General features: G+C 53.0%; 28 protein-coding genes. 9 read left to right on the forward strand and 19 right to left on the reverse strand.

Annotated elements, in window-relative coordinates:
* Nucleotides 1–8 precede the first annotated feature (8 nt).
* Nucleotides 9–1,019, forward strand: coding sequence for a LacI family DNA-binding transcriptional regulator (locus QRN24_RS05180; RefSeq protein WP_059306831.1), 1,011 nt, complete (start codon nucleotides 9–11; stop codon nucleotides 1,017–1,019).
* A 34-nt stretch (nucleotides 1,020–1,053) separates the two neighbouring features.
* On the opposite strand, the gene QRN24_RS05185 is transcribed toward QRN24_RS05180, so the two are convergent.
* The 15 genes from QRN24_RS05185 to pspA form a co-directional block, all read right to left on the reverse strand.
* The gene (locus QRN24_RS05185) at nucleotides 1,054–1,968 is read right to left on the reverse strand and encodes an OmpG family monomeric porin (RefSeq protein ID WP_025204021.1); all 915 of its coding nucleotides are present in this window, start codon (nucleotides 1,966–1,968) and stop codon (nucleotides 1,054–1,056) included.
* A 66-nt stretch (nucleotides 1,969–2,034) separates the two neighbouring features.
* Nucleotides 2,035–3,117, reverse strand: a complete 1,083-nt coding sequence (locus tag QRN24_RS05190; RefSeq protein ID WP_059305684.1) for an ABC transporter ATP-binding protein — start codon at nucleotides 3,115–3,117, stop codon at nucleotides 2,035–2,037.
* 2 nt (nucleotides 3,118–3,119) lie between these two features.
* On the reverse strand, nucleotides 3,120–3,797 hold the full coding sequence (gene pgmB / locus QRN24_RS05195; protein WP_020882465.1) for a beta-phosphoglucomutase: 678 nt from the start codon (nucleotides 3,795–3,797) through the stop codon (nucleotides 3,120–3,122).
* Nucleotides 3,787–6,066 carry a glycoside hydrolase family 65 protein gene (locus QRN24_RS05200; RefSeq protein ID WP_284942443.1) on the reverse strand — a complete coding sequence of 760 codons (2,280 nt, stop codon included), beginning with the start codon at nucleotides 6,064–6,066 and terminating at the stop codon, nucleotides 3,787–3,789. The genes pgmB and QRN24_RS05200 overlap by 11 nt, the downstream gene beginning before the upstream one ends.
* Nucleotides 6,060–7,118 carry a D-glucoside 3-dehydrogenase gene (gene ycjS / locus QRN24_RS05205; protein WP_025204017.1) on the reverse strand — a complete coding sequence of 353 codons (1,059 nt, stop codon included), beginning with the start codon at nucleotides 7,116–7,118 and terminating at the stop codon, nucleotides 6,060–6,062. The genes QRN24_RS05200 and ycjS overlap by 7 nt, the downstream gene beginning before the upstream one ends.
* Before the next feature lie 11 nt (nucleotides 7,119–7,129).
* Nucleotides 7,130–7,918 (reverse strand): 3-dehydro-D-guloside 4-epimerase, encoded by a 789-nt coding sequence (ycjR, locus tag QRN24_RS05210; protein WP_121339617.1) that lies wholly within the window; start codon nucleotides 7,916–7,918, stop codon nucleotides 7,130–7,132.
* 16 nt (nucleotides 7,919–7,934) lie between these two features.
* On the reverse strand, nucleotides 7,935–8,987 hold the full coding sequence (ycjQ, locus tag QRN24_RS05215; RefSeq protein WP_284942444.1) for a D-guloside 3-dehydrogenase: 1,053 nt from the start codon (nucleotides 8,985–8,987) through the stop codon (nucleotides 7,935–7,937).
* A gap of 28 nt (nucleotides 8,988–9,015) precedes the next feature.
* Nucleotides 9,016–9,858: a carbohydrate ABC transporter permease gene (locus QRN24_RS05220; protein WP_284942446.1), complete on the reverse strand. Its 843-nt coding sequence runs from the start codon at nucleotides 9,856–9,858 to the stop codon at nucleotides 9,016–9,018.
* Nucleotides 9,845–10,726, reverse strand: coding sequence for a carbohydrate ABC transporter permease (locus QRN24_RS05225; RefSeq protein ID WP_134178758.1), 882 nt, complete (start codon nucleotides 10,724–10,726; stop codon nucleotides 9,845–9,847). The genes QRN24_RS05220 and QRN24_RS05225 overlap by 14 nt, the downstream gene beginning before the upstream one ends.
* 22 nt (nucleotides 10,727–10,748) lie before the next feature.
* Nucleotides 10,749–12,041: an ABC transporter substrate-binding protein gene (locus QRN24_RS05230; RefSeq protein ID WP_284942447.1), complete on the reverse strand. Its 1,293-nt coding sequence runs from the start codon at nucleotides 12,039–12,041 to the stop codon at nucleotides 10,749–10,751.
* 15 nt (nucleotides 12,042–12,056) lie between these two features.
* On the reverse strand, nucleotides 12,057–13,754 hold the full coding sequence (locus QRN24_RS05235; protein ID WP_284942448.1) for a sugar phosphorylase: 1,698 nt from the start codon (nucleotides 13,752–13,754) through the stop codon (nucleotides 12,057–12,059).
* Nucleotides 13,755–13,939: 185 nt separating this feature from the next.
* Entirely contained in the window at nucleotides 13,940–14,164 is a 225-nt protein-coding gene (gene pspD, locus QRN24_RS05240) for a phage shock protein PspD (RefSeq protein WP_014170342.1), read from the reverse strand.
* A 12-nt stretch (nucleotides 14,165–14,176) separates the two neighbouring features.
* Nucleotides 14,177–14,536, reverse strand: coding sequence for an envelope stress response membrane protein PspC (gene pspC / locus QRN24_RS05245; protein ID WP_014170343.1), 360 nt, complete (start codon nucleotides 14,534–14,536; stop codon nucleotides 14,177–14,179).
* Entirely contained in the window at nucleotides 14,536–14,760 is a 225-nt protein-coding gene (pspB, locus tag QRN24_RS05250; protein WP_025204011.1) for an envelope stress response membrane protein PspB, read from the reverse strand. The genes pspC and pspB overlap by 1 nt, the downstream gene beginning before the upstream one ends.
* A 54-nt stretch (nucleotides 14,761–14,814) precedes the next feature.
* Nucleotides 14,815–15,483, reverse strand: a complete 669-nt coding sequence (pspA, locus tag QRN24_RS05255) for a phage shock protein PspA (protein WP_014170345.1) — start codon at nucleotides 15,481–15,483, stop codon at nucleotides 14,815–14,817.
* 166 nt (nucleotides 15,484–15,649) lie between these two features.
* Between pspA and pspF the strand changes: the two genes are divergently transcribed.
* From pspF to sapF, 6 genes are all read left to right on the forward strand, one after another.
* On the forward strand, nucleotides 15,650–16,627 hold the full coding sequence (gene pspF, locus QRN24_RS05260; protein WP_044857368.1) for a phage shock protein operon transcriptional activator: 978 nt from the start codon (nucleotides 15,650–15,652) through the stop codon (nucleotides 16,625–16,627).
* A gap of 88 nt (nucleotides 16,628–16,715) precedes the next feature.
* On the forward strand, nucleotides 16,716–18,356 hold the full coding sequence (sapA, locus tag QRN24_RS05265; RefSeq protein ID WP_020882454.1) for an ABC transporter substrate-binding protein SapA: 1,641 nt from the start codon (nucleotides 16,716–16,718) through the stop codon (nucleotides 18,354–18,356).
* Nucleotides 18,353–19,318 (forward strand): putrescine export ABC transporter permease SapB, encoded by a 966-nt coding sequence (gene sapB, locus QRN24_RS05270; protein ID WP_014170348.1) that lies wholly within the window; start codon nucleotides 18,353–18,355, stop codon nucleotides 19,316–19,318. Before sapA ends, sapB begins: the two co-directional genes overlap by 4 nt.
* Nucleotides 19,305–20,195: a putrescine export ABC transporter permease SapC gene (gene sapC / locus QRN24_RS05275; protein WP_014170349.1), complete on the forward strand. Its 891-nt coding sequence runs from the start codon at nucleotides 19,305–19,307 to the stop codon at nucleotides 20,193–20,195. Before sapB ends, sapC begins: the two co-directional genes overlap by 14 nt.
* Nucleotides 20,195–21,187 carry a putrescine export ABC transporter ATP-binding protein SapD gene (gene sapD / locus QRN24_RS05280; RefSeq protein WP_014170350.1) on the forward strand — a complete coding sequence of 331 codons (993 nt, stop codon included), beginning with the start codon at nucleotides 20,195–20,197 and terminating at the stop codon, nucleotides 21,185–21,187. Before sapC ends, sapD begins: the two co-directional genes overlap by 1 nt.
* Nucleotide 21,188: 1 nt before the next feature.
* A complete protein-coding gene (gene sapF / locus QRN24_RS05285; protein WP_014170351.1) occupies nucleotides 21,189–21,995 on the forward strand; it encodes a putrescine export ABC transporter ATP-binding protein SapF in 807 nt (268 codons plus the stop codon).
* Nucleotides 21,996–22,142: 147 nt separating this feature from the next.
* Here sapF and QRN24_RS05290 read toward each other — a convergent pair whose 3' ends face one another.
* Nucleotides 22,143–22,733, reverse strand: a complete 591-nt coding sequence (locus QRN24_RS05290; protein WP_032678285.1) for a TetR/AcrR family transcriptional regulator — start codon at nucleotides 22,731–22,733, stop codon at nucleotides 22,143–22,145.
* A gap of 132 nt (nucleotides 22,734–22,865) precedes the next feature.
* Here QRN24_RS05290 and QRN24_RS05295 point away from each other — a divergent pair, with 132 nt between their 5' ends.
* Nucleotides 22,866–23,261, forward strand: coding sequence for a RidA family protein (locus tag QRN24_RS05295; protein ID WP_134178754.1), 396 nt, complete (start codon nucleotides 22,866–22,868; stop codon nucleotides 23,259–23,261).
* A 72-nt stretch (nucleotides 23,262–23,333) separates the two neighbouring features.
* Nucleotides 23,334–24,158 carry a helix-turn-helix domain-containing protein gene (locus QRN24_RS05300; RefSeq protein ID WP_134178753.1) on the forward strand — a complete coding sequence of 275 codons (825 nt, stop codon included), beginning with the start codon at nucleotides 23,334–23,336 and terminating at the stop codon, nucleotides 24,156–24,158.
* Between the two features lie 52 nt (nucleotides 24,159–24,210).
* Here QRN24_RS05300 and QRN24_RS05305 read toward each other — a convergent pair whose 3' ends face one another.
* From QRN24_RS05305 to QRN24_RS05315, 3 genes are all read right to left on the reverse strand, one after another.
* Complete coding sequence (locus QRN24_RS05305) at nucleotides 24,211–25,560, reverse strand: sensor domain-containing diguanylate cyclase (RefSeq protein WP_134178752.1); 1,350 nt, start codon at nucleotides 25,558–25,560, stop codon at nucleotides 24,211–24,213.
* A 182-nt stretch (nucleotides 25,561–25,742) separates the two neighbouring features.
* A complete protein-coding gene (locus QRN24_RS05310; RefSeq protein ID WP_032678287.1) occupies nucleotides 25,743–26,027 on the reverse strand; it encodes a hypothetical protein in 285 nt (94 codons plus the stop codon).
* 107 nt (nucleotides 26,028–26,134) lie between these two features.
* Nucleotides 26,135–26,371: a hypothetical protein gene (locus tag QRN24_RS05315; RefSeq protein ID WP_284942449.1), complete on the reverse strand. Its 237-nt coding sequence runs from the start codon at nucleotides 26,369–26,371 to the stop codon at nucleotides 26,135–26,137.
* Nucleotides 26,372–26,388: the final 17 nt, after the last annotated feature.

Below are 26,388 nucleotides of genomic sequence, written 5' to 3' on the forward strand. Positions count from 1 at the left end.
TAAGGTGTATGTCACCCACCATCTATGATATCGCACGGGTTGCCGGCGTTTCGAAATCAACCGTCTCCCGCGTTCTGAATAAACAAACGAATATTTCTCCTGAAGCGCGTGAAAAAGTGTTGAAGGCGATTGACGAATTAAATTATCAACCCAATAAACTCGCCCGCGCCCTGACCTCTTCTGGCTTCGACGCCATTATGGTTATTTCGACACGCTCGACGAAAACCACCGCCGGCAACCCTTTTTTCTCTGATGTTCTGCATGCCATTACAGCCAAAGCTGAAGAGGAAGGTTTTGACGTTATTTTGCAAACCTCGAAAAGCAGTGAAGACGATCTGCTGAAATGCGAAAGTAAAATAAAACAAAAAATGATTAAAGGGATCATCATGCTGAGCTCACCGGCAAATGAATCCTTTTTCACAACGCTGGATGCTTATGGCGTACCGGTGGTCGTCATCGGGAAAGTCGAAGGTGATTTTCAGAATATTTACTCGGTCGACACGGATAATTTTCACGACAGCGCCACGCTAACAGAAACCTTTATTAAAAATGGCCGACGTAACATTGCCTGTCTGCATGCGCCGCTCAATTATCATGTTTCGATTGATCGTCTTGCCGGTTATAAAGCCAGCCTTGAAAAGCACGGCATCGCCATTAACCCGGCGTGGATCATCGACGGCGGATATACCCATGAAAGCGCGCTTGCCGCGGCCACAGAATTGCTCTCCTCGGCCACGCCACCTGATGCGGTATTTGCCACCGACAGCATGAAGTTACTCAGCCTTTATCGCGCGGCGGATACTCTGGATCTGAGGATCCCCGAGCAGGTTGTGATTGCAGGATACAGTGACCCGATGCTCTCCCTCATTTTAACGCCAGCACCCGGGGGCTTTGATATCCCAACCCGCAAGCTGGGTGAAGAGAGCTGCAATCTTCTTTTCAGGCGTATCGCCGGTCAGCCTGCGCCACAAAAAGTGCTTGTCGATACCCGCTTTACGTTAGCGCCCTCTCTTCGCTAAAACCAGGGGCTGAAAGCCCCTGGCATCCGGTCTGTCAGAACGCGTAATTAACGCCAACACCCGCGTAGTGGAAACGGTCGCTGTCGCCTTCGTCATGGTTTTCCCATTCGTAGGCGTATTCCAGCGTCATGGATAATCCATTGTTGAAGTCATACGCGTACAGTAAACCCAGTCGGTTGAAATCGTGTCCTTCACGATCGGGATCGTCCTGCCAGTCCCAGTTCGACCAGCGATCCAGCCCCAGACGGGTATATGGCGTGAGCGTCGTCTGGCCTAATGAAACAGGCAGATACGCGCGAATTTCCTGCGTTGAAAACTCGCCGTTATTACGTGAACTGTCCATATTGAAACCGCGCTCAAGATAATAGTTCACTTTTGCAGAGAAGGTTTCATTAATGGTCCAGGTAAAACCCGTTTCCGTTTCTACACGGCTGTCGGCATAACCGGTTTTTTCCAGGTCATTCGCAAACTGATACATGGCAAACCAGCCACCAAAACGCCAGTCGTCGGACAATTTAATATCCCAGTCGGGCTGAATTTTGTAACGCTGCATATTTGCGCTACCGTCTTTGGCACCGTGTTCATCTTTAAAGTGATAACCGTAATTACGGAAACCGCCGGTCAACCCGAGTGTAAAATCATCGGTGCCAATAAAGCGATAGCGTAATTCAAATTCCGGACGGTCAAAATAGGTCCCACGGGTCATGCTGCTGTAATCAACCGGTCCTTCCTGATACATTGCCAGCGAAAGGGTCCAGGCATCCCACGTGGCATTAAACCACACAGAGGGTTCATATAATCCATCTTTATCGTCGCCCTGACCTTCGACGTTTTCAATTTCATACATGGCACCGATATTAAATTCCCAGTGTTTTGCTGATTCCGTTGCGTGCGCGCAGCTAACCCCTGCGCACAGAACGAGCGCAGCACTTCTTAGTAGAGTACTCATTTAAATGTTCCCTTTATAATTAACTCAAAAAAAACCGGAAATTTGCATTTCCGGCGAACGCCTTTCTTATCTAATAGCCACTTCAGTATCAGCGTCGAAGAAATGACATTTATTCATATCGAACTGGATGCCGATATTATCCCCCGCCGCATAATCATTTACCGCTCCTGCACGAACGACCAGCTCATGCCCGCCCACGGTGGCATAGAGCATGAACTCAGCCCCGGTCAGTTCGGCCACGCTGACTTTTGCCGCAATATCATCCCCACGGTTTTGCAGCGTCAGAATATCTTCCGGCCGGATCCCAAAGACCACGGCTTTACGCTGATATCCGGCGGCATTCACCGCCGCCAGCGTGTCTTCAGGTATCTCCAGACGCAGCGTTTCCGTCACGAAATAGCGATCGTCTATCGCGCCCCGAATAAAATTCATTGCCGGTGATCCGATGAAGCCCGCCACAAACATATTCGCCGGTTCGTTGTAGACCTGCTTAGGTGCCCCCACCTGCTGAATAACGCCATCCTTGAGGATCACAATGCGGGTCGCCATCGTCATCGCTTCCGTCTGATCGTGGGTCACGTAAATCATTGTGGTGTTGAGCTTCTGGTGCAGCTTGCTGATTTCAGCGCGCATTTGCACACGCAGCTTGGCGTCGAGGTTAGAAAGCGGTTCATCCATCAGGAAGACGCCGGCTTCGCGCACAATCGCCCTTCCTAACGCCACGCGCTGACGTTGCCCACCCGACAATGCGCCAGGTTTACGCGTGAGGTAATCACGCAACCCCAGGATTTGTGCCGCCCAGTTCACGCGCTCTTCAATGACCGCAGGGGCAATTTTCTGCATCTTCAGGCCAAACGCCATGTTGTCGTAAACCGTCATATGCGGATAAAGCGCATAGTTCTGGAAAACCATCGCAATGTCGCGGGACTTGGCGGGCACATCGTTCATACAGACACCGTCAATCACCAGCTCACCGGCGGAGATCTCCTCCAGCCCGGCAATCATACGAAGCGTCGTCGATTTACCGCACCCCGAGGGACCCACAAAGACGATAAACTCCTTGTCCTCAATTTCGAGGTTAAAATCCTTAACCACATGGACCTGGTTATCGTAGATTTTCTGAATATGTTTCAGAGACAGTTGAGCCATTTTTAATTCCTTATCATTACCGTTCGGGATGCCCAGAAATCCGTCAGGCATTTCCAGGTCAGTTCCTGCGTTGAATGAAGTTGTAATCCCGCATGGTTCAGGCCAGGTCCAATCCCGACCGAGAGCATTCCCGCCGCGTTGATTGCCTCAACGCCGGCTGCAGCATCTTCGATTCCAATAGCCTGCTCGGGGCGCACGTTCAGCCCGGCGCAGGCCGCAAGAAAGATCTCCGGGTCCGGTTTTGAGCGGGCAATGCGCGAGGCATCGGCGCAGAAATCAAAAGCCCTCTCAATGCCCAGCGCCTGCAAAATACCGGGGGCGTTAAGGGACACTGAGGCCAGCCCGATTTTGACGTTCGCCGCACGAATTTCCGCCAGCACCTCGCGGATGCCCGGAAGCAGAGAATCCTGCGTCAACGACGCCAGAGACCCGACGTAGCGCGCGTTCTTTTTATCCGCGAGCGCCTGCCGCTGCTGGTCGTTAAACTCCCCCTCTTTTCCGCCATGGCGCAGGATCCGTTGCAGCGATTCCATACGGCTTATCCCTTTCAGCTCGTCGTTGAACGCCACGTCGAGCGAGATGCCAATTTCCTGCGCCACGGCACGCCAGGCCAGAAAATGCAGATGCGCGGTATCGGTGATCACACCATCAAGATCAAAGACAACGGCCTCAGGCTTCATGATTTGCTCCTGTGGTAGCGGTCCCACCAAGAGATGTAAAAAAATCCCTGAAAGAACAGACCTGCCGATCCGTTATGCACAGGGTTTTACCCCACAGCGTTAAGGTCACCGGTGCAGTGGTTTCAATCGTTAAAACATCATTTTCAAACGTGAAGTGCATGCGCGCGTTTCTCCATCGCAGCGGGAAAGCCAGTTTTCGCCAGTGGGCAGGCAGCTTCGGGGCAAGATGCAATTCACCCTGGACGATCTGCATGCCGGCAAATCCCTGAATAACGCCGGACCAGATAGCCCCGGTGGCGGCAGCATGAATCCCGTCATCGCAGCTGTGCGGATCGTCGCCCAGATCGATGGCGACACCCTCGCGCCAGAAGGCGTAGGCCCTTTCCGTATCGCCACACCGGGCAGCAACAATTCCATGAATCGCTTTGCTCAGCGAAGAGTCGTGTATGGTACGCGGCTCGTAGTACGCCAGGTTGGCAGCACACTGCTGTGGGGTAAACCGTTCCGGCAGCAGGTAGTTGAGCATCACCACGTCGGCCTGTTTAAGGATCTGCATCTCGTTCACTTCCGCGCGGGAGTAATCGAGCAGAATGGTCTGTTTACCCGCTTTCGCCTTATAGCGGATCAGATCGATAGCCGGTTTCGCCATGAAGGTATCATCCTGAGGAAGGACCCCTTCTGCGTTGGCTTGCGGTAACCACAAACGGGACATAAACCGGCTGGCATTCTCCATGAAGCCATCATCTTCACGATTGAACATCGCCATAAACTGGCGCGCACAGGCGACATTGTGCCAGGCCAGATAGTTGGTGTAGGCATTGTTATTGACGTGCTCCGTGTACTCATCCGGCCCGATCACATCGTGGATTTCCAGGCGATCATTGACTTCCGTCGCCCGCCCCATCCAGAACGTTGCCGTCTCTATCAGTAGCGTCAGCCCTTCGTTACGCATAAAAGCGTCATCATGTGTCGCCTGCCAGTAGGCCACGACAGCCCAGGCAATGTCCGCCACAATGTGATGTTCTGCCAGCGCAGAGGCCACTTTCTGGCGCGTGCCCGTGCGGATGTTGATTGCTGCATATTCCGGCGTTTCCTCCTGACCGCTCGCGGCGCTCTCCCAGGGGAAAAGTGCGCCAGGCCAGCCGTTGCGACGCGCTTTTTCACGAGCCCCGGCCAGGTTGAGCCAGCGATAACGCAGCAGACTGCGGGCGACCTGCGGACGCGTAAAGAGATGGAAAGGCAGCAGGAAAATTTCGGTATCCCAGAAGACGTGGCCTTTATACCCTTCGCCGGTCAATCCTTTCGCGGCGATACTGCAGCGCTCATTGTCGGCAGGCGTCATGGCGGTCAGATGCCAGACGGTATAATCCAGCGCGAGCTGATCCTGCGGTTCCGCAGACGTTACCGCTACCCGCGCATCTCGCCAGACGTCTTCCCAGGCGCAGGCAGAGCTCTCCAGCAACGATGCGTAGCCTCGCGCTGCGCACACCTTGAGTTCGGCCAGTGCGTTACGCGCAAACGACGCCTGCGAAAGGGCTTTGTCACTGCGGTGGGCGACCCAGACGATCTTTTCAAGCGTGACAGTGTCACCCTGCGAAACGTTCAGGGCGTAATGCGCACTGATGCGACGATTTTTAGCGGTAAAGCAGCTTTCGCTACCCGCTGAAAGCCGGCAGAACGCGGATATAACGACATCAGAAACCCGGTCCTGCGTTTCATACACGCCCTGCATACAGTTCTGGTCGAACACCCGGACTGAAATCTCATCCAGATGCTGCCTGCCGCTGTTGGTTTGCGTCGCATCGATTCCGGTTTTCAACACCACCTGCGAGGGCCCATCAAGGGGAGTGATGGCGAGTTGCATTGCCACTAACGGCAGCTGAGCGAGAGAAACGAAACGACGGCTCTCCAGGCGATAGCGTTTCCCGTCGGGCGAGCGCCAGAGCACGCTGCGACGCAGTTCACCATTGGCAAACGCCAGCTCGCGCTGCCACTCAAGAAGCGCCCCGGAAAGCAGGGTAAAATTCACACCATCCAGTTCAACCTCAATACCGGTAATATCCGGCAGGTTGATTAACTCCGTGGTCTCATTGCGACCTGCGCGATGATAAAGCCCGGCGAGATACATGCCCCTGGTTTGCTGGGTGTAATCCTCTTCGTGTGCCGCGCGAATGCCCATGTAGCCATTGCCGCAAGCCATGATGGAGGCGTATTTATTCAGACTGTGGGGAGAGAAGCCCGGTTCGGTTAAAACAGACACATTCAGCATAACGTCACGCTTTCCCCTGTATCCGCCGATTCATAAAGCGCGGCAACAAGTTGCTGGATAACCAGCCCCTGTTCCGCATCTGCGATCATAACCGGCTCTCCCAGCACATGGCGTACAAACGCCTCCATGCTGCGCAGGTGACGCTGGTCGTCTGCCTCATCACGCTGCATGAGGGTCTGTAAAACGCCCGCCTCATCGTGGTAAATGTGAGCCGGGAAGAGCGTGGCCCCCGCCTTTTCGCCACAGAATGAAACATTCATGATCGACTGCTCACGGATATTCAGCGCAAACGACGTATCCAGGCGCAGAACGCCGCCATTGCAGAATTCAATTGTGCCAAACAGAGCATCTTCAACGGTAAACCGGGCGGGATCCCACTCGCCAAACTGTCCACTGTTTTTACGGTTCCCCAGCTTCTGGAAGCTGTGGGCGGTCACCCTTTTTACCGCCGGGAAACCCAGCACATACATCGCGGCATCCAGCATATGAATACCGATATCGATCAGCGGTCCGCCACCCTGTAGCGATTTGTTCGTAAAGACGCCCCAGCCCGGCACGCCGCAACGACGCAGCGCCTGCGCCGACGTAAAGTAGATCTCACCTAACGCTCCGTTTGTGACAGCGTCACGAAGCAGCTGCGTGTCGAGCGCAAACCGATGGTGAAAATCATACGCCAGTACTTTTCCCGCTTTACGGGCCGCCCTGCGCATCTGGTCAGCCTGTTGCGGCGTCATGGCAGGCGGTTTTTCGCACATCACATGACATCCGGCCTCCAGTGCCGCCATGACATGTTCAAAATGGAACCGGTTTGGCGAGCAGACGCTGACCACATCAGGTTTTACCGCCTGCAGCATTTCAGATGCATTCTGCCAGACCGAAGGAATTGCATGACGTTCCGCAAACGCCTGTGCCTGTTCAAGGCCGCTGTCCATGACAGCGACCATTTGAACATCACTGCGTGTGGCGTAATACGAGGCATGCACTTTGTCCGCGACCTGCCCGGCGCCAATAATGGCGACGCGCAGAAGCGAAGGTGTTGAAGCACTCATCACGCTCGTCATCCTTAGCATTCACGCAGATACGTGAGTGAATCCTGGTAAGCCTGGGCCGGATCGTCGGCGCGGACACGGCACTCATACACCACGTAGCCCTGATAGTTGTCCGCACGAAGCTGCCCGAACAACGTGGCAAAATCCAGCGTCCCGCTGCCAGGCTGATAGCGATGGTTATCGGCGATATGCACATGACCCAGCAGATCCCGGTTGCGATGCAGCGCCTCTGTTAGCGAATCTTCTTCGATATTCATGTGGTAAAAGTCGCCGATGATCTGCACATGTCTGAGCGCGTTTTCTTCGATATAGCGACGCGCATCCGCGAGCGTGTTGATCATGTGATCCTGGTAGCGGTTGAGCGGCTCAAGGTAAACGGTGGTCCCGGTACGCGCCGCCACCTCATCCAGATAACGCAGCGAAGCACTCACCGCTTCGCGGTCACCCGCCAGGCTGCGTGGAGAGGTCATCGGCGGCAAACGGAAGGTAAACATTCCCCAGGCAGCGGGCACAATAATCCCCTTTCCACCCACTTCAGCCAGTGCTTCCAGGATGCGTTCGATCTGTTTTAATCCGTTCAGACGACGTTCTTCAATGAAGTCACCAATCCAGCCGTCATATCCCCCGCAGGCGGTGGTCACCGGCAGGCCCGTGGCGGTGATTGCGGCTTTCACTTCATCGAGATTGTCCACCAGCAATTTGCCGTCAATTTCATAGCCATCAAAACCCATCGCTTTGATGTACTGGAATTTCTGCAGAATAGAAGTCGGGAAAAAGGCCTGGTTTTGCGTTGCGATTTTCATTGATGCTCTCCTTAGCTTAAAAAGTGACGCCCATCTTGATGCTCAGTTCCGGATGCTGATCGACATACTTCATGTAGCTCTCAGCGCTGGTGGTAAAGGTGACAACCGGGTCAATCAGATCTTCGCAGTTCAGATAACCGTTCATCAGCAGTTCCCAGCAGGTCTCTTCAATACGCTTGCGGCTCCAGCGCGGGTAATCCGGGTTGGGTTCGCTGCAGGCGCGCGAGAAAACGATTTTCGCGTTATTGAAGTGGGCTTCACGCCCCAGATTGAACCCTTCTGCGAACGGTTTCGCGAAAGCCACGTAGGAGATCGTTCCACCGTAGGCGAGCCCGCGCAGCGCAGACTGCAATGCATCGGCAAAACCGCTGGTTTCGATAATCACGTCAGCGCCCTGCTTTCCGGTCAGTTTTTTAATCTCCAGACCGATATCGGTGCCAAACGGATTGAGGCAGTAATCGGCCCCGTGACGGCGGGCAATTTCGCAGCGATGTTCGATAGGATCGACACCGATGACGATGGATGCACCGGCTTTTTTCGCCAGCTGAATCGCAATCTGCCCAATGGCACCCAGTCCGACCACAACGACAAAATCCCCTACCCGCACGTTAGCATCACGCACGCCGCTCATGGCGAACTGCGCAGGGTCGTAACAGACGGCATTTTTCCAGGAAGACCCTTGCGGCATTTTGCGCAGCTTGTAGTTATTAACGGCATTCACGATGACCGTCTCCTGCAGCGGCCCATAGCAGCAGACACGGTCGCCCGTCTGGTACTCCGTCACGTCATCGCCGCATTCGATAATGTCGCCAACAATCATGTTGCCCAGCTGGAACTTACCAAACTCAATGCCCCGCGCCGCGCCCTCTTCACGCGGGGTAAACATCTGCCACTCCGCGTTAAACTCCTCATCAATGAAGGGACTTGCCGCACGGAAATCTACCACTTCGGTGCCGTGTTTTGGCGCGCCGAAGCGCGCACGAATTTTCACTTCATGGACGGCAACAGGACGATCTTCATATTCCACCAGCGCCGCTACACGAGGCGCTGTCGCAACTAACTTTTTCATGACTGACTCCTAGTTAAAACTGGCCGCCTCAGCCCTTAACGCCACCGGCGGTCAAACCACTTTTGATAAAACGTTCAGACAGTGCGTACATGATGACCACCGGAAGCGCTGTCACCAGCGATGCCGCCATCATCCGACCCCAGATATAATCTGGCGTGCTAAAGAGCGTGTTCAGCCCAACCGGCAAGGTGAAATTGCTGGCGCTGGACAGGAAAATGGATGCAAACAGGTAGTCGTTCCATGCCACCATGAAGCAGTAGACGAACACCGACACGAGGCCGGAAATCGCCAGCGGAACGGTAATGCGGAAGATAATTTGCAGGCGGTTAAGCCCGTCCATCATCGCGGCTTCTTCTATTTCATCCGGAATGGTGTCGAAATAGCTGCGCAGCATAAAGACGGCTGTCGGCAGCGTCTGGGTCACCATGGTGATAATCAGCGCCAGCTCCGTGTCATAGATCCCCAGCGCGGTGATGATTTTGAACAGCGGCACCACCAGCAAAATCCCCGAGAACATATAGACGGTGTAAAAACTCGCATTGATTGTCGTGCGTCCTTTAAAACGCAGTTTGGATAACGCGTAAGCCCCCAGCGTGCCGAGAAAAACGGCAATTACCGACGAGGTCAGCGAGACCACCATGCTGTTTCTGAAGTAGTCCACAAACGGGAAGATCAGCGGATTAAAGATGTCGATGTAATGCTGCAGCGTCCACGCCTGCGGCAGGATGGTCGGATGGAGCGATATCGCCTCTTTCGCGCTCTTGAGCGAGGTCATTAACATCACAAAGAACGGGAACAGCGTGATGATCAGAAATACCGTCAGCCCCAGATAAAAACCGAGACGGCCCAGTACGCGTTTATTTGTTGCCATTGAGGTTTACCCTTTTTCTGGTCAGCAGAATGACGGCGAAGATGATCACGAACAGCACCACGGAGATGGCAGCGGCTTTCCCGAGGTCATTGAAGGCAAATGCGGTCTTGTAGAGATAGACGCCCAAAATATCGACCTTGGTGGTCAGGAGATAAACATCAGCGAACATATAGAACATCCAGATGGTTCGCAGTGTAATCACCGTGGCCAGCACCGGCATAATGGCGGGCAGCGTGACGATACGAAAACGCTGCCAGGCATTTGCCCCATCCATTTCCGCGGCTTCGTACAGCGATTTATCAATGGTCTGCAATATCGCGAGGAACGAGATAAACGCGTAGGGGAAGTAACGCCAGATGGCGAACAGCACCACCAGCACAAAACTGCTGCCCGGGTTGTCGAACCACAGCGGCGCCTGGTCATACAGGTGCAACAGATCGACACCCAGATAGTTCACAATGCCGTAGCCGTTGTTGAACATGTATTTCCATGCAAACACCAGCGAGATGGATGGTGTGACGTAGGACAAAATCACCAGTGAACGCGCCGTTTTCCGCAGGCGAAATTCCCGGTTAAAAAAGAGGGCAACGGCCAACCCCAGCACCGTGCTGCCCATCACCACCAGGGCGGTGTACCAGAACGTCATCCACAGGGAGTGCCAGAATGCGCCATCGCTGAGGATACGAACATAGTTATCCAGCCCGACAAACACGGCGCTAATGCGCGGGTTAAGCGGCAAACGTAAAAAGCTGATTTCAATATTGGAAATCATCGGCCAGGCCACCAGGCCCCCCAGCAAAATCAGGCTGGGGGCCAACAGCAGCATGGCGAAAGGCATATCTGAACGACCAGAAAACAACGTCTTCATAATTTCCTTCCGCAGAGCGCTCCTATCGTTGTGAAATCAGGTCAGTCAGTCGCTTCTGGCTTTTGCTTAACGTTGCACTGAGATCCTGTTGACCTACTGTGACGTTATGCACCATGGAACTGATGATGCCGGACCCCGTTACATCACCCATGCGGGTAAAGTTTTTGTCGCCCACGGCGCCAAATACCTGCACATTCGGGAACTGGGCGATAAGCTCGTAGGGAAGTTGACCAAACGCTTTAATGACCTCGTTGTCTTTCCAGGAGTCCGTGCCGACAACCAGTTTGTTCACCGGTAGCGCGGCCCCCGGGGACATCATCACCCAGTCAGACGCGTTCTGTGCCTGCTCCATCCAGGTGACAAACTTCTGTGCAGCCTGGGTTTCATCTTCTGTTTGACCGGAGGTGATCGTCAGCGATGTGACCATGCCGTAGACCGCTGAAGACGTTTCAGTCGGAACGACAAAGCCCAGGTTGGCTGGGTTGCCGTCTTTATAGACCGCCGGCAGGATATAGGTGGAATACACCGCCATCGGTGCCGAACCATTCATAAAGGCATCTTTAATCTCCATGACATCGTTCGAGCCCGGCATGGTGGTCGCGGCCAGTGCTTTATAGAACGCCAGCGCGTTCACCATTTCCGGGGTATCAATGTTGATTTTCCCGTTGGCGTCAAAAACGTTCGCGCCACCGGAAAGCGCAAACTGAGAAAACGCCTGCTCGGTCATCACGCTTTCCGCCGTGGGTAGCGCAATGCCATAGCGTTTTTTAGCCGGATCGTTGAGGCGTTGGCTGGCTTTCAGCAGCTGTTCCCAGTTATGCGGCTCCTCAATACCCGCCGCAGCAAGCACATCTTTGTGATACCAGACGCCAGACAGCCAGGCGCTGATTGGCACCCCCGTCCAGGCTGAGCCGTCTTCCGTGCGAACGACACGTAAAATTCCGTCATAGAAGGTGTTTTCGCCCACCGCTTTGATGGCGGCGTTGATCGCATCCCGGTCCAGCAGCTGCTCTTTATCCATGACTTTTGCGTAGTCATGGCTGACCTCAATGACCTCGGGCAGCGCACCGGTGCGGGCCAACGTAATCACTTTGGTGTTGTAGGCATCCTCTTCTACCGGTACCTGTTTCACCGTAATCGTCGGGTTCTCTTTCTCGAATTTTTCAATCAGTTTTGTAATTACCGCCTGACGCTCCTGTTCAACTGAGGAGTGCATAAACTCAATGGTGACAGCAGAGGGTTTGTCATCTTTACAGCCTGACAACAAGGCGCACGAAACCAGTGCTGATATCAGCACAATTTTGGGCATATTCATGTTTAAGGTCCTTTTTTAGTTTTCTTTAATCCACAACACCTGCCATGGATTAAGGGTCAAAGTCGTACCAGAAATATCTTTCCCGGCGATCAATTCCCTGCCGGATGGAATATTCGACTCAAGCGTTTGAACGCGATCGCTGAAATTAAATAACGCGGTAACTTTTTCGCCACTTTGCGCAATACGCATTATTTTTAATACATGCTCGCCTGCCGTACTAAAACAAGCCTGACTGTCAGGGTGGAATGCTTTTTCTGCACGCCTCAGGGAGATTAATTCACGCAATCTATAATAGACTTTCTGCCGCAGACTATTTTCGTTCTCAAGCTCACTGTCGATTGCACCGGCGAGGTATTTTTTGCGGTTAATCGCACGGTTATATCCCAGGCGCTCCACGCCCTCATAATCATTACGCGAGCCAAGAATACTTTGAATATAGACGGCAGGCACACCGGGGAAACTCAGGAGTACAGCATGAGCCAGAATAAACCGGGAAATACGGTGATTATCATCGCAGTCCCTTGTGCTTAACGCATCAAGATAAGTGACATTGATTTCATACGGGCTTCGCGTTCCATCCGGATTGTTTTTCCAGTTGACCAGCGCCCCCTCGGCCTGAAGTTTCTCAACCAGCGAGAGGATCTCAGACTCGGGTAAAATTCCGCGTAACGGATTGAGGCCAATCCCATCATGCGAGGCCAAAAAGTTAAACCAGGTGGTTTTCGTGGAAGGAAGCGTCAACGACGACGCCCACTGACACAGCGCCCGGACATCCTGACGGTGTACCGCATGCAGCACAAGCGGCGGCAAGGAGAACTGATACACCATCTGCGCTTCATTGTTGCCATCACCAAAATAGGCAACGTTGTCTTTATGCGGGACATTGGTCTCAGTGATTATCACCGTACCCGGCGCGACAGCCTCGGTAATGGCACGGAAAAGCTGGATAAGCTGATGGGTTTGTTCCAGATGGATACAGCTCGTTCCGGGTATCTTCCACATAAACCCAACGGCATCCAGACGAATGTAGCGCGCCCCTTCAGTCAGGTAGTGCAGCAGCACGTCTACCATCGCAATCAGGACCTGAGGAGAGGCAAAATTGAGATCGACCTGGTCGCTGCTGAAGGTGGTCCACAGGTGGCGTACGCTGCCATCGTGAAGCGTAAACGGCGTGAGGAGGGGCAAAGCACGCGGTCGCGTGACGGCCGACAGATCCGTTTCAGGGTCAACAGAAATGAAGAAATCGTTATACCCCGGCATTTGCTTAAGGTAATTCGCGAACCATTGACTTTGCGCCGACATGTGATTGCAGACGAAATCAAACATCAAACTGGCTGATTGTTTTAATTCGGCGATGTCCTGCCACGTTCCTGTTTCTGGTGCAACTTCGTGGTAATCAATAACAGAAAAACCGTCGTCAGAAGACCACGGATAAAAAGGTAAAAGATGAACATGTGAAAAGGAGTGAGAGAGCCACTTATTATAAAACCGTGTGAAAACCGGCAGGGCTTTCTCCCCTTCTGCCGAAAACTGATCGGCATACGTAATCAGGACAACATCTTTTTCATCCCACCCCACCTTACGCTTATCTGTAATAACAGAAATCGCGTTATCAATCTTTTCCAGCAACACCGAAAAATGGGTATCGGAAAATGATTCCCCGTAAACAAGATTAATGATTTCTTTAATTTTAGCCTGCATTTTATTTTCCATGGTAGCGGTCCCACGGAACGCAATCTACTCCCATGAAAAATATCTGTCAACGGACCGGGACGCAGAAAAAGGCGATTGCAAAGCAGCTCAACGCAGTATTGTGAGCTGCCGCAAAGAAAGAAAGGGAAAGCGAAGAAGTATCGCTAGCCTGCCCCGAAAACGAGAAAGGCTAACGTACGCAGGAATTATTGGGGAAAGTAGCGGCGTGAAAGCCGTTTTGCCACTTTTTGCAGCAGAGGTTCGAGCGCCACAGCCAGCAACATTCTTACCGGCTTGCGGGCAACAGATTTTATCGCCCAACCCGCCACACCTGCCGGGCCGAAACGTAATGCCGTCAGCAGGACCAGTTTACCTGCGATTTTCAGGCCGGGTTTTACCTTCTGACCGGCCTGTTGCCAGTTTTGCTTCATGTATATTCTCTCTTAAAGCTGACGAAAACGGCTTCTCAGCGTGAAGGTGTCAGACGTGACATAGCGCTCCATCTCACGTAACCGCTTCTCCCCAGCGGCGAGTTGATCGTCAACCGCGTTGAGAAGATCGTTGCTGGTCGGTGCGCCTTCTGCGGCCAGTTCACCTTCCGGCATCGGGTCGAGTACAAACGACAGCACGATGTACGCCACCAGGGTGATAAACGCCAGACCGAAGAAGATCGACAGCACCGTTACCACGCGAACCAGTTTGACCGGGACATCAAGATAATGGGCCAGTCCGGCACAGACGCCGCGTACCATTCCCTGCTGCGGAATACGCCACAATTTTTTGTTCAGGTTCAGTCCAGCCATTAACGGTCCCTCCAGTTTGGATGTTCTGCATCGAGGATATCTTCCAGCGCCTGAATGCGTTCGCGCATTTTATTCGCCTGTTCGGTCAGCTGTACGAGACGCTGTTGTTCACTCTGGGAAAGTTCACCACGTGAAGAACGGTTGCTGTAGTGCAGCCATAACCAAATCGGCAGAACAAACAGCACGAAAATGGTCAGGGGAATAGCCAGAAAAAGCGCGCTCATGTGTACTCCTTGTCTTACGATGCGTGGCGGCACGCTCAGGTGCCGCACAAATTATTATTGGTTGTCTTGCTTCATTTTGGCTTTCAGCGCAGCAAGTTGCTCGCTGATTTCATCGTCCGCTTTCAGGTCAGCGAACTGCTGATCCAGTGACTTTTGTTTACCAATGCTGTGACTTTCCGCTTCCGCTTCCATATGGTCGATACGGCGTTCAAACGACTCAAAACGTGCCATTGCTTCATCCAGCTTACCGCTATCCAGCTGGCGACGTACATCGCGGGATGAGCTTGCCGCCTGGTGGCGCAATGCCAGCGCCTGCTGACGCGCACGCGTTTCGTTCAGTTTGTTCTCAAGCTCACCAATCTCTTTCTTCATACGCGAAAGCGTATCATCGACCAGTGTGACTTCATGCTCGAGCGTCGCGACCATGTCTGCCAGCTTCTGTTTTTCAATCAGCGCGGCGCGGGCCAGGTCTTCTTTATCTTTACGCAGCGCAAGTTCTGCTTTTTCCTGCCATTCGTTAAGCTGAGCGGTCGCCTGCTCAATGCGGCGCGTTAACTGTTTTTTCTCAGCCAGCGCACGGGCGGAGGTAGAACGCACTTCAACCAGCGTATCTTCCATTTCCTGAATCATCAGGCGCACCAGCTTCTGCGGATCTTCCGCTTTCTCAAGCAGTGAGTTGATATTGGCGTTCACGATGTCGGCGAAACGAGAAAAAATACCCATAATGTGATCCTCATAGTTCTGTTATCGGGCGATGCCCTGCTACATAGCTAATACAAATACCGTGCCAAGTTTTTATCTTGTTGATTTTACTTGATGTGGTTGATTTCCAGGCATCGGCACACTATGCTCATTTGGTGAATATCACTAAGGAGTGGTTAATTTCATCATGGCTGGATACAAAGACAATTTACTCGGCGAAGCCAACAGTTTTCTGGAAGTCCTCGAACAGGTCTCCCGTCTCGCGCCGCTCAACAAGCCAGTGCTTATTATCGGTGAGCGCGGCACGGGTAAGGAACTGATTGCTAACCGTCTACATTATTTATCCGGACGCTGGGATGGCCCCTTCATTTCGCTTAACTGCGCAGCGTTGAATGAAAATCTGCTCGACACGGAGCTTTTCGGTCATGAAGCCGGTGCTTTTACCGGTGCCCAAAAACGCCATCCGGGTCGTTTTGAACGCGCCGATGGCGGCACGCTGTTTCTTGATGAACTGGCCACCGCGCCCATGCTGGTACAGGAAAAGCTGCTGCGCGTGATTGAATATGGCGAGCTGGAGCGCGTCGGCGGTAGCCAGCCGCTGCAGGTCAACGTGCGTCTGGTGTGCGCGACCAATGCCAACCTCCCGCAAATGGTGGCAGAGGATAAATTCCGTGCCGACCTGCTCGACCGGCTGGCCTTTGACGTCGTTCAGCTCCCGCCGCTGCGCGAGCGAAGAAGCGACATCATGCTGCTGGCAGAGCAGTTTGCGATTCAGATGTGTCGCGAGCTCGGCCTGCCGCTTTTTCCGGGGTTCAGCGAGTATGCAAAGGAGACACTCCTCGCTTACCACTGGCCGGGAAATATCCGTGAGTTAAAAAACGTCGTGGAGCGTTCTGTCTATCGCCACGGCAGCAGTGAGACCGAGCTGGATAACATTATTCTTGATCCTTTTCAGCGTAGCCCGCAGCCAGCTTCCGCCCCGCCCGTGTCCGGGGCTTCCCCTTCACTTCCCCTGGATTTGCGGCAGTTCCAGCATGAACAGGAACAACAGCTGCTTGAGCAGAGCCTGAGGGTGGCGAAATATAACCAGAAACGGGCGGCTGAACTCCTGGGTCTGACCTACCATCAATTAAGGGCATTGCTCAAAAAGCATCAAATGCGCTGACAATATCAGCACTTACCCGCAGACATTTTTACGAAGCAGGCGTAAGTGCGATACACTTTGCAGATCGAACCTAAAAACCTTAAAAATTATGCGTCTGGTTTTATCGTCCTTCTTTGCACTTGGTCTGTTCAGCAGCCTGGCGTTTGCTGCGCCCGAACCCGCTACGCAACCTGATATTCGCGACAGCGGCTTCGTCTATTGCGTAAGCGGTCAGGTTGATACATTTAACCCGCAAAAAGCGGGCAGCGGCCTGATTGTGGATACCCTTGCCGCGCAACTCTATGACCGTCTGCTTGATGTGGATCCCTACACCTACCGTCTGGTGCCAGAGCTTGCCGAAAGCTGGGAAGTCCTGGATAACGGCGCGACCTACCGTTTCCACCTGCGCGATGATGTCGCATTTCAGCACACGCCATGGTTTACCCCAACGCGCAAACTGAACGCGGATGACGTGGTCTTTACGTTCCAGCGTATCTTTAACCGTAATCACCCGTGGCATAACGTTAACGGCAGTAACTTCCCCTACTTCGACAGCCTGCAGTTTGCCGATACCGTTAAAAGCGTTCGCAAGCTGGATAACCGCACGGTGGAGTTTTCGCTGAAGCGCCCGGATGCCTCTTTCCTCTGGCACCTGGCCACCCACTATGCGTCCGTTATGTCTGCTGAATACGCTGCGAACCTGAGCAAAATCGATCGTCAGGAGTTAATCGACCGTCAGCCAGTCGGTACCGGTCCGTTCCAGCTGGCCGAATATCGCTCCGGACAATATATCCGCCTGCAGCGCCATGCGCATTTCTGGCGCGGCACGCCGCTAATGCCACAGGTAGTGGTCGATCTTGGCTCTGGCGGGACGGGGCGTTTATCAAAACTGCTGACCGGGGAGTGCGACGTGCTGGCGTGGCCTGCTGCCAGCCAGCTCACCATTTTGCGCGACGATCCGCGTTTGCGCCTGACGTTACGCCCCGGCATGAACATCGCCTATCTGGCGTTTAATACCGATAAGCCGCCACTGAACAACCCTGCCGTACGCCACGCGCTGGCGCTGGCCATCAACAACCAGCGTCTGATGCAGTCGATCTATTACGGTACGGCAGAAACCGCCGCCTCTATTTTGCCGCGAGCCTCGTGGGCCTATGACAGTGAAGCTAAAATTACGGAATACAACCCGGCAAAAGCGCGTGAACAGCTGAAAGCGCTGGGGGCAGAAAACCTGACGCTGCAACTCTGGGTACCGACCAGCTCTCAGGCCTGGAACCCAAGCCCGCTGAAGACCGCCGAGCTGTTGCAGGCAGATATGGCGCAGGTGGGGGTGAAAGTGATCATCGTGCCGGTTGAGGGTCGTTTCCAGGAGGCGCGCCTGATGGACATGAACCATGATTTAACCCTGACAGGCTGGGCGACCGACAGTAATGACCCGGACAGCTTCTTCCGTCCGTTGCTGAGCTGTGCGGCGATTAACTCCCAGACCAACTACGCCCACTGGTGCAACCGGGAATTTGACGGCGTGCTGCAAAAAGCGCTGGCGTCCCAACAGCTGGCGTCACGCATAGACGCCTATGATGAAGCGCAGAAGATCCTTGCCGAAGAGCTGCCCGTGCTGCCGCTGGCCTCGTCCCTGCGCCTGCAGGCCTATCGCTATGATATTAAAGGCCTGGTGTTGAGTCCGTTCGGCAACGCCTCCTTCGCTGGCGTGTCTCGCGAAAAAGAACAAGAGGTGAAAAAACCATGATCATTTTTACCTTGCGCCGCCTTCTGCTGCTGTTGGTGACGCTCTTTTTCCTGACCTTTGTTGGTTTCAGTCTGAGCTATTTCACCCCGCACGCCCCGCTTCAGGGGTCGTCGCTGTGGGATGCGTGGCTCTTCTGGTTTAACGGTCTGCTGCACTGGGATTTCGGTGTTTCAAGCATCAACGGACAGCTCATCTCTGAGCAGCTGAAAGAGGTTTTCCCGGCGACAATGGAGCTGTGCATTCTGGCGTTCGGTTTTGCCTTAATGGTTGGTATTCCGGTAGGGATGCTGGCAGGGATTTATCGCAACAAATGGCAGGATAAATTTATCAGCGCCCTCGCCCTGCTCGGCTTCTCGATCCCGATCTTCTGGCTGGCGCTGCTGCTGACGCTTTTCTTCTCCCTCAACCTGGGCTGGCTGCCGGTTTCTGGCCGTTTTGACCTGTTGTATACGGTAAAAACGGTGACCGGGTTTGCTATCGTTGACGCCTGGCTGTCTGATTCAGCCTGGCGACATGAGATGATCGTCAGCGCCGTACGCCATATGGTCTTGCCGGTACTGACGCTGGCGGTGGCACCGACAACCGAAGTGATCCGCCTGATGCGCCTGAGCACCATCGAGGTGTTTGATCAGAACTATGTCAAAGCGGCCGCCACGCGCGGCTTATCGCGCCTGACTATCTTGCGCCGTAATGTGCTGCATAATGCCCTGCCGCCTGTGATCCCGCGACTGGGGCTCCAGTTTTCCACCATGCTCACCCTGGCGATGATTACCGAAATGGTCTTCAGCTGGCCGGGGCTGGGACGATGGTTGATCAATGCTATCCGCCAGCAGGACTACGCCGCCATTTCGGCGGGCGTCATGGTGATTGGCTCTCTGGTGATTATTGTTAACGTGATTTCCGATATTTTGGGTGCTATGGCCAACCCGTTGAAGCATAAGGAATGGTATGCCCTACGATAACGTATACAGTGAAAAGCGCACGCCCGGTGCGCTGCGTACCGTGTGGCGTAAATTCTATGGTGACACCACGGCAATGATTGGCCTTTATGGCTTCGCCGGGCTGGTGTTGCTCTGCGTTTTTGGCTCCTGGTTTGCGCCCTACGGTATTGATCAGCAGTTCCTTGGCTATCAGCTGCTGCCCCCATCCTGGTCGCGCTACGGTGAGGTCTCTTTCTTCCTCGGTACGGACGACCTCGGGCGTGACGTATTGAGCCGCCTGTTGAGCGGCGCGGCGCCGACGGTCGGCGGTGCATTTGTGGTGACGTTTGCTGCCACCATCTGCGGTCTGGCGCTCGGCATCTTTGCCGGGTCGACGCATGGCCTGCGCTCGGCGGCACTGAACCACATTCTCGACACCCTGCTCTCTATTCCGTCCCTGCTGCTGGCCATTATTGTGGTGGCGTTTGTCGGGCCACACCTGTCGCATGCCATGTTCGCGGTCTGGCTGGCGATCCTGCCCCGCATCGTGCGTTCGGTATACAGCATGGTGCATGACGAGCTGGAAAAAGAGTATGTCGTCGCAGCTCGCCTGGACGGTGCAACAACCTTAAACATCCTTTGGTTTGCCGTACTGCCGAACATCGCTGCCGGGCTGGTCACGGAGATCACCCGCGCCCTGTCGATGGCGATTCTGGACATCGCGGCGCTCGGTTTTCTCGATCTCGGCGCGCAGCTGCCGTCGCCTGAATGGGGCGCGATGCTCGGTGACGCGCTCGAGCTTATCTACGTTGCGCCGTGGACGGTCATGTTACCGGGCGCAGCCATTATGGTGAGTGTGCTGCTTGTTAACCTGCTGGGCGATGGTATACGCCGTGCAATTAATGCGGGGGTGCAATAATGCCGCTTCTTGATATTCGCAACCTGACCATCGAGTTCAAAACCGGTGAAGGCTGGGTGAAAGCCGTCGATCGCATCAGTATCACCCTTGCTGAGGGTGAAATTCGCGGGCTGGTGGGTGAATCCGGTTCAGGGAAAAGCCTGATCGCCAAAGCCATCTGTGGCGTGGCGAAGGATAACTGGCGCGTCACCGCTGACCGTATGCGTTTTGATGATATCGACCTGCAACGCCTCTCTCCCCGCGAGCGTCGCAAGCTGGTCGGCCATAACGTATCAATGATTTTCCAGGAGCCGCAATCCTGTCTTGACCCTTCCGAGCGCGTGGGCAAACAGCTGATGCAGAACATTCCCGGATGGACCTATAAAGGCCGCTGGTGGCAACGGTTCGGCTGGCGTAAGCGTCGTGCAATTGAGCTGTTGCACCGCGTCGGGATCAAAGATCATAAAGATGCCATGCGCAGTTTTCCGTACGAACTGACCGATGGTGAGTGTCAGAAAGTGATGATTGCCATCGCGCTGGCCAATCAGCCGCGTCTGCTGATTGCGGATGAACCGACCAACGCGATGGAACCGACCACGCAGGCGCAGATTTTCCGCCTGCTGACGCGTCTGAATCAGAACAACAACACCACCATTTTGTTAATCAGTCACGACCTGCAAATGCTCAGCAAATGGGCTGATAAGATTGATGTGATGTACTGCGGGCAGACGGTCGAAACCGCTCCGAGTGAAGACCTCATCACCGCGCCGCATCATCCGTATACGCAGGCGCTGATCCGCGCCATTCCAGATTTTGGCAGCGCCATGCCGCACAAGAGTCGCCTGAATACCCTGCCCGGGGCTATCCCGCTGCTGGAGTCCTTGCCGATTGGCTGTCGTCTGGGGCCGCGGTGCCCGTATGCGCAGCGTAAATGTATTGAGACGCCACGCCTGACAGGGGCTAAAAATCATCTATATGCCTGTCATTTCCCGCTGAACATGGAGAGAGAGTGAAATGGTCGAAACCTTACTGGAAGTCCGTAACCTGAGTAAGACCTTTCGCTACCGTACCGGACTGTTCCATCGTCAGACCGTTGAAGCCGTGAAGCCGCTCAGCTTTACCCTGCGCGAAAAACAGACGCTGGCAATCATCGGTGAGAACGGTTCCGGTAAATCCACGCTGGCGAAGATGCTGGCAGGCATGGTTGAACCTTCCGGCGGCGAAGTGCTGATAGATGACCATCCGCTGGAATTCGGCGATTACTCTTTCCGCAGCCAGCGTATCCGTATGATCTTCCAGGATCCGTCGACATCGCTCAACCCGCGTCAGCGTATTTCGCAAATCCTCGATTTTCCGCTGCGTCTGAATACCGATCTCGAGCCAGAAGCGCGACGCAAACGCGTTTTTGAAACCCTGCGGATGGTTGGGCTGCTGCCCGATCACGAGAGCTATTACCCGCACATGCTCGCCCCCGGCCAGAAACAGCGTCTTGGGCTCGCGCGTGCGCTGATATTGCGCCCGAAAGTGATCATCGCCGACGAAGCGCTCGCCTCGCTGGATATGTCGATGCGATCGCAGTTAATTAACCTGATGCTCGAATTACAGGAAAAACAGGGTATCTCGTATATCTACGTGACCCAACATCTGGGGATGATGAAACACATCAGCGACCAGGTGATGGTCATGCATCAGGGTGAGGTCGTTGAACGTGGCAGTACCGCAGATGTTATGGCCTCTCCGCTTCATGAACTGACTAAGCGATTGATCGCCGGCCATTTCGGTGAAGCATTAACCGCGGACGCGTGGAGAAAAGACCGCTAGCGCGTTGGTGCAAGGGGCGGATTAACAACGCTCACCACACGCGAAATCCTCGCGGCGTTTTAACGCCCCTTATCCGACAAAAATGCCCCCGGCACACCCGTTCCTTTAAGGGTTAAATAGCAGCTCGCGCGCGTTAACCCTTTCCTTTCACTGATGGCGTAACCCGCTTGCAAGCAGGACAAACACCTCAATCGCATGTGGCAACGTCTTCTGCGGATCGTCACTGGCGGCTATCAACAGTGCAGCATTGAGCGCAGCGCCATTTAACAGCTGTGCAGCGACGTTTGCATCCATGTCTTTCAGGACCTTGCGTTCAATCATTTTTTCTATGGTCTGACGGGTAGATTCCAGGCAGCTATTCTGGCTGGGCCAGTGGGCCGGGTCACCCAGAACAGCCGGACCATCACGCAGTACAATACGCTGCACTTCCGGATCGAGCGCCATTTTGATGTAAGCGACGCCTTCCGCCAGCAGTCGTTCCCAGTCATTCTCGGCGCTGGCGGCAATTTCCTTCGCCTTTCGTGCCATTTCGCTGTCTATCTGGGCGACCACCGCAGCCAGCAAGCCTTTCTTGTCAGTGAAATTATGGTATAGCGCTCCACGTGTTAACCCCACGCTTGCGGTCAACTCATCCATGGAGGCTGCGGCATAGCCTTTCTCGGCAAAAGCTTTGCGCCCTGCCTGTATCATTTTTTCGCGATTTTCCTGGGCCGTTTCGGCACGGCTTTTTGCAGCCATAAGACGTCCTTGGTTACGTTGTGTTTTTCCGTTTGACATACGTGGCGTATGTGGTTTAGATTTTGACATACGCCGCGTATGTTAATACGACCGCGTGATCTCAACAATACCCCCAATCGAAAAGGAAATGCCATGCACCCACGTGAACCTGTATTTCCCGCTAATCGTCATGCCCTCTATGAAGAACATGGCTATTCTGCTGCCATTCGCTCTGGCGATCTGTTATTTGTCTCAGGCCAGGTTGGAAGCCGCAGCGATGGCACACCTGAAACGGATTTCGTCGCTCAGGTACAACTGGCTTTTGATAATCTCCAGGCTACGCTTTCTGCCGCGGGATGTACGTTTGATGATGTGATCGACGTGACGACGTTTCATACCGATCCTGAAAATCAGTTTTCAACCATCATGGAAGCCAAAAAATTAGCGTTCCCCCGCCCCCCTTATCCGAACTGGACGGCCGTGGGGGTAAACTGGCTTGCGGGCTTTGATTTTGAAATTAAGGTCATTGCCAGAATCACACCGCAATAAAGCAAGTATTTGGCATAAGCCCCACCGGCAATTTATTAATTACGTCATGACGCCACACGCTGTAGATATCGAATGAAAGAAAGTATTAGTAAATATATTCTCACCTGGGTAGAGGAAAATAATTTTTCTATTTTACATATTGATCAATTGGTTAAAGATACCGGGTATAGCAGAAGAACCATGGAAACATGGTTTAAAGAGAAATATCACCTCTCTTTAGGTGAGTACATCCTAAGGAGAAGGCTGAGCCTTGCAGCCATCATGCTCAGAATGACGTCGCTTCCCGTTACGGACATTGCTTATTTATTTCACTACCAAAGCAGCCAGGGGTTTTCAAGAGCCTTTAAAAAGATGTCGGGACTCACCCCTTCTGAATACAGAAATGCAAAAGAGTGGGATTTTGATATCCTTCAGCCCTCATTTTTATTAGACGATCTTAAAACACCCGAAATAACACTCTGTGAACTCAATGAGATTTTTCCGTATACCCATGAGATTATAGAGCACGATCATCTTTTTGATACAGCGGTGCACGATGTCACTAAAAAAATCAAAAAACTCCTGCTTGAGAATCGCGATCGGATCCAACAGCTTGCCATAGTGCCGCGCCGACCAGAACGTCTGGGTAAAAGCCGTTCCTATCTGGTAGAAGTCTTAATTTCATATTGTTTAGACAGCACTAAAACAACAAAGAAAGACACACTTTTACTTACCGGAAAATATGCAAAAATGTCCTTTGAAGGCAGCTGGGAATGTTATAGCGCCTATAACAAAATTGCGTTTGTTAAGGCAATGGTGACGAACCGCCTGACGTTGCGCGATGGCATTCATTTAATGCGTTTTAACGCCTGCAGCGATGAGTGCGTTAACTTTGATATTTACATCCCTGTGTTATAACCCCGTTTTTTCTTGCGCGTAAATCACACCGCGGGAGGCGCGCAACGCCGGTTCAGACCGACCCTGCGGCCTGTCTGCACACGGTTCTGTTTTTACCACCGTGCTTGGCCTCATACAGTGCTTCATCCACATCACGAATGATATCGCTACTGTTGACGTTTTCCTGAATGGCTGAGCACACGCCAATACTTAACGTTACCGTCAGGGGCACCGCGTACAGGTTACCCTGCCCGGTGCGTTGCTCAACATTCTTGCGAATACGTTCTGCGACGGCTACGGCCATACTCCTGTCCGTGTCGGGCAACAGCAGGCCAAACTCTTCACCTCCCAGTCTGGCAAAGACGTCATTATCACGAATACTGTCTTTAATAATATCCACGACCGCCAGAATGACGCGGTCCCCCACAGGATGTCCCCAGGTGTCATTAATGGTCTTAAAGTTATCGATATCCAGCATCATAATGCTGGTGCCCTTTTCTGTTCTGAGCATGCGGAGCCGCTGAAGTGCCTCAAAAAAATACTTGCGGTTGAAGATCTGCGTAAGGGGATCGCGGTTAACCCGATCGCCAAAAAATCTCAGCAAGCTGAAGACATGTAACAGTAAGGTACAGATAACAAATAGTTTACTGAACACTTCTACCGCCCGGCTGATATACCAGAGCGACAGGTTATACGTATCGAGTAAGAGCAGGAAAAAGTTATAGGTGATCGCAGAAAGGCACACCACGATGATGCTGTTCCAGACGCCAGATGAAAAGCGTGTCACGTAAGTCATGTAGCAGGCCAGGGCCGACCAGAGAACTATCAGAGCGTTAACGTAGCGGACATCCCAGACAGGATGATACTGATCGGGGCGATACGCGGCTATCGTTAATGTCCAGGTTGGATTGTAGCTGCTCAAAGCATGGGCCAGCACCGGGAACATAACCAGGGGGATTAACGATATTAGCGCCAGCCAGACCTTATTCCGTAATGTGAACCGTCGCCGTGCCGTGTGTTTCTCCACCCATACAGCAAGCCCCAGCAAAAAAATCAAACTTAACTGGCGGAAAAAATAAAATACCGCCGTATCGTTAGTTTTTAGCGTATGGGTTAACCCTGCGTCTTCAGGAAGCTGAATGACGATAATCGTTTCTATGAAATAGATGAGACCGCTCAGAAACGCCATGCTCAGGATTAACAGGGATAAATGAGATCGGTCAGACGCATACTGCATCTGGATAAAAATAGAGATAATGGTATCCAGAAAAAATAGCGCAATCATGACGATCAAATAGGTTGTCATGGGTACCCTGAAACCTGGATTATCATTAACAAAAAAGGAGTTCACCGCGATCATCAGTGCAAACAGCAGCGCACCGGACAGCACGATCATTTTCTCAGCCAACGTAATGTTATTCATGTTCATTAATACCGCATAAATAAAAGACGTGAAACGGCAGAGCGATTTACACCATTCTCTGCTTAACATCGATGGGCAAACCGGTCAGGCTTGCCACCCTCTTTTCAGATGCTTCAGTTAACCGACCTCAGTCTGTTGAAGTGGATTATCCCGGTCGATGTCGTACCGAACCGGGATATTCCCTACTGCGCTTTACTCACCAGTGAGATCACTCTTACCTGCTTGTTGCGATAGGCTATCGCCAGCGCTGAATAGGCCCTCGCCGGTAACGTATGATGTTTGTATTGTGAATAGACGTTGATAACCTCATTATCTTTACCGGCCCACAGGGCGATTTGCATCCAGTCGGCGACCTGAGACTCATCAAGCCGATGGTGGCCTGAAAACCAGGACAAGGCTGGTTCCGTATTGCCTTTTCTCGCCTCGATAATCAGAGCGTCATACTGACTATGTTCCGCTGGTGTCATGGCCGACACCGTCGCGTAAGGAAAAGAAACCGTTCCGACAATTAGCGTCTTAACTAATAACTGTGCAATCCTCATGCATGCATTCCATATATCCGTATATGTTAAACTCAGTGATGCGTTTTATTCTGTAAAAGAAAATGTGAAAAATACTCCTCCCCTGAAGCATATTGAAAGAAATGGCGAAACTCCTCTAACTTTCGCTCATATTCCCCCCTATCCTCCTCCGAAATTCTTGTCAGGGCACAATCCTGCAGATTATCGATACCGAGCCATTCGCTAAATGCGACGGAATAGGCAATTGAGTCGATATCATCATCATCGAATCGATACAATTCTTCTTTCATCGTTCACAACTTCATTT

The organism is Enterobacter sp. MEB024 (assembly GCF_030209635.1).
Lineage (GTDB): Bacteria > Pseudomonadota > Gammaproteobacteria > Enterobacterales > Enterobacteriaceae > Enterobacter > Enterobacter ludwigii.

Bases quoted from the DNA above. Each gene is read 5' to 3' on its own strand.
- pspF (WP_044857368.1), top strand. From the start codon at position 15,650: ATGGCTGGATACAAAGACAATTTACTCGGCGAAGCCAACAGTTTTCTG.
- QRN24_RS05180 (WP_059306831.1), top strand. From the start codon at position 9: ATGTCACCCACCATCTATGATATCGCACGGGTTGCCGGCGTTTCGAAA.
- sapD (WP_014170350.1), top strand. From the start codon at position 20,195: ATGCCGCTTCTTGATATTCGCAACCTGACCATCGAGTTCAAAACCGGT.
- QRN24_RS05200 (WP_284942443.1), bottom strand. From the start codon at position 6,066: ATGCTGAATGTGTCTGTTTTAACCGAACCGGGCTTCTCTCCCCACAGT.
- QRN24_RS05300 (WP_134178753.1), top strand. From the start codon at position 23,334: ATGAAAGAAAGTATTAGTAAATATATTCTCACCTGGGTAGAGGAAAAT.
- ycjQ (WP_284942444.1), bottom strand. From the start codon at position 8,987: ATGAAAAAGTTAGTTGCGACAGCGCCTCGTGTAGCGGCGCTGGTGGAA.
- pspD (WP_014170342.1), bottom strand. From the start codon at position 14,164: ATGAAGCAAAACTGGCAACAGGCCGGTCAGAAGGTAAAACCCGGCCTG.
- QRN24_RS05225 (WP_134178758.1), bottom strand. From the start codon at position 10,726: ATGAAGACGTTGTTTTCTGGTCGTTCAGATATGCCTTTCGCCATGCTG.
- sapA (WP_020882454.1), top strand. From the start codon at position 16,716: ATGCGTCTGGTTTTATCGTCCTTCTTTGCACTTGGTCTGTTCAGCAGC.
- pspC (WP_014170343.1), bottom strand. From the start codon at position 14,536: ATGGCTGGACTGAACCTGAACAAAAAATTGTGGCGTATTCCGCAGCAG.
- pspB (WP_025204011.1), bottom strand. From the start codon at position 14,760: ATGAGCGCGCTTTTTCTGGCTATTCCCCTGACCATTTTCGTGCTGTTT.
- sapC (WP_014170349.1), top strand. From the start codon at position 19,305: ATGCCCTACGATAACGTATACAGTGAAAAGCGCACGCCCGGTGCGCTG.
- QRN24_RS05290 (WP_032678285.1), bottom strand. From the start codon at position 22,733: ATGGCTGCAAAAAGCCGTGCCGAAACGGCCCAGGAAAATCGCGAAAAA.
- sapF (WP_014170351.1), top strand. From the start codon at position 21,189: ATGGTCGAAACCTTACTGGAAGTCCGTAACCTGAGTAAGACCTTTCGC.
- QRN24_RS05310 (WP_032678287.1), bottom strand. From the start codon at position 26,027: ATGACACCAGCGGAACATAGTCAGTATGACGCTCTGATTATCGAGGCG.
- QRN24_RS05295 (WP_134178754.1), top strand. From the start codon at position 22,866: ATGCACCCACGTGAACCTGTATTTCCCGCTAATCGTCATGCCCTCTAT.
- QRN24_RS05235 (WP_284942448.1), bottom strand. From the start codon at position 13,754: ATGGAAAATAAAATGCAGGCTAAAATTAAAGAAATCATTAATCTTGTT.
- ycjR (WP_121339617.1), bottom strand. From the start codon at position 7,918: ATGAAAATCGCAACGCAAAACCAGGCCTTTTTCCCGACTTCTATTCTG.
- pgmB (WP_020882465.1), bottom strand. From the start codon at position 3,797: ATGAAGCCTGAGGCCGTTGTCTTTGATCTTGATGGTGTGATCACCGAT.
- QRN24_RS05305 (WP_134178752.1), bottom strand. From the start codon at position 25,560: ATGAATAACATTACGTTGGCTGAGAAAATGATCGTGCTGTCCGGTGCG.
- pspA (WP_014170345.1), bottom strand. From the start codon at position 15,483: ATGGGTATTTTTTCTCGTTTCGCCGACATCGTGAACGCCAATATCAAC.
- QRN24_RS05190 (WP_059305684.1), bottom strand. From the start codon at position 3,117: ATGGCTCAACTGTCTCTGAAACATATTCAGAAAATCTACGATAACCAG.
- QRN24_RS05315 (WP_284942449.1), bottom strand. From the start codon at position 26,371: ATGAAAGAAGAATTGTATCGATTCGATGATGATGATATCGACTCAATT.
- sapB (WP_014170348.1), top strand. From the start codon at position 18,353: ATGATCATTTTTACCTTGCGCCGCCTTCTGCTGCTGTTGGTGACGCTC.
- QRN24_RS05185 (WP_025204021.1), bottom strand. From the start codon at position 1,968: ATGAGTACTCTACTAAGAAGTGCTGCGCTCGTTCTGTGCGCAGGGGTT.
- QRN24_RS05230 (WP_284942447.1), bottom strand. From the start codon at position 12,041: ATGAATATGCCCAAAATTGTGCTGATATCAGCACTGGTTTCGTGCGCC.
- QRN24_RS05220 (WP_284942446.1), bottom strand. From the start codon at position 9,858: ATGGCAACAAATAAACGCGTACTGGGCCGTCTCGGTTTTTATCTGGGG.